Annotated in this window: 3 protein-coding genes; 2 read left to right on the forward strand and 1 reads right to left on the reverse strand. The window is 22.2% G+C overall.

What is annotated here, in order from left to right; all coding sequences use genetic code 11:
• The coding region (locus tag ACRCYC_RS15325) for a hypothetical protein (protein ID WP_438619985.1) at positions 1 to 512 on the forward strand (512 nt) is incomplete at its 5' end.
• Between the two features lie 148 nt (positions 513 to 660).
• Positions 661 to 996 (forward strand): hypothetical protein, encoded by a 336-nt coding sequence (locus ACRCYC_RS15330; protein ID WP_438619986.1) that lies wholly within the window; start codon positions 661 to 663, stop codon positions 994 to 996.
• A 64-nt stretch (positions 997 to 1,060) separates the two neighbouring features.
• Here the strand turns inward: ACRCYC_RS15330 and ACRCYC_RS15335 are convergent.
• Positions 1,061 to 1,157 (reverse strand): IS3 family transposase (locus ACRCYC_RS15335; protein ID WP_438532781.1); only part of this gene is annotated, 97 nt, incomplete at its 5' end.

The raw sequence follows: 1,157 nt of genomic DNA on the forward strand, positions 1-1,157 counted from the left end.
AGAATTTATTTGAAAAATTAGATGAATTAAATATAAATGATAATTTTAAATTAGCTATATTAAAGGCTTTAAAGTTAAATTGCTCAATAAAAGAAATAAAGAATATAGATAAAAATATAACAAATTTTTTAAATAATGATGATAGTAGTATCTTAGATGAATATAAAAAAATATTAGAAAAGAAAATTAATCCATTTATTATAGAAAATCAAAATATTATGGAACACTATTTAGTTAATATAGCATACACATCAGCAATGCCATTTAATGAAAATAAGAATATAATGAATGGATATTTATATATAGTAATTCAATATGCTATGTTAAAAATGTATTTAGGTTTTATTGAGAGTGATAAAATTACGAAAGATGATTTTGTAAAAGTTGTAACATTAACTAGCAGAACTTTAAATCATAATATATTATATAAAGAAAAGGTTGAAACTCTTATAAATGGTACGGCGAGTTGCAATGGTAATTTACTAGCTCGTCTAGTAACTCTTATAAAATAATATTTATATAAATAGATAAAAAATTCTATGAATTTTTTTGAAATACTACTTTAATATTTTGTTTTTTCGTGATGTTTAAGTTAAATAGTATGGTATAGTTTTATCATTCTTAAAAGATATTTTATAAAAGAATGAGGGGGACATTGTAATGGAGATAGTCAAAAAAATTAATATTGAATTATTTAGAATTAAGACAGAGGTTAGAGAATGTGTCAATCTATTAAATAATAAATTACTTTATGCATGTGAGAGTTTACCAGATATTATAGAGCAAATACTTAGAATAATAGATGTTCTTGACAATAATAAAGAGGAATTGGGTATTTTTGATGGTTATTCTACTATTATTGAGAATATTGACTATTTAGTTGCAAATTTAGAAAATAAAGAATATGAAAAAGTACGAGAAATTTTAGATTTTGAAATTTCAGAAAATTTAGATGATATACATATACAATTAAGGCATAAATTAAAATTAATATAAGGATAAAGACTAGGAAAAGTTCATTAAAGTGGACCCTATGTCAAGGACACTATGAAAAAAAGAGTTAAGCAGCAAGAAGATGATTTTGGTATTGAACCGGAGTCATCTTTTTTAAATTCCATTGACATCTATGATTATTGTAATAATCAAGATAATCATCA

The organism is Paraclostridium sp. (assembly GCF_051657365.1).
In the GTDB taxonomy this organism is placed as follows: Bacteria; Bacillota; Clostridia; order Peptostreptococcales; family Peptostreptococcaceae; genus Paraclostridium.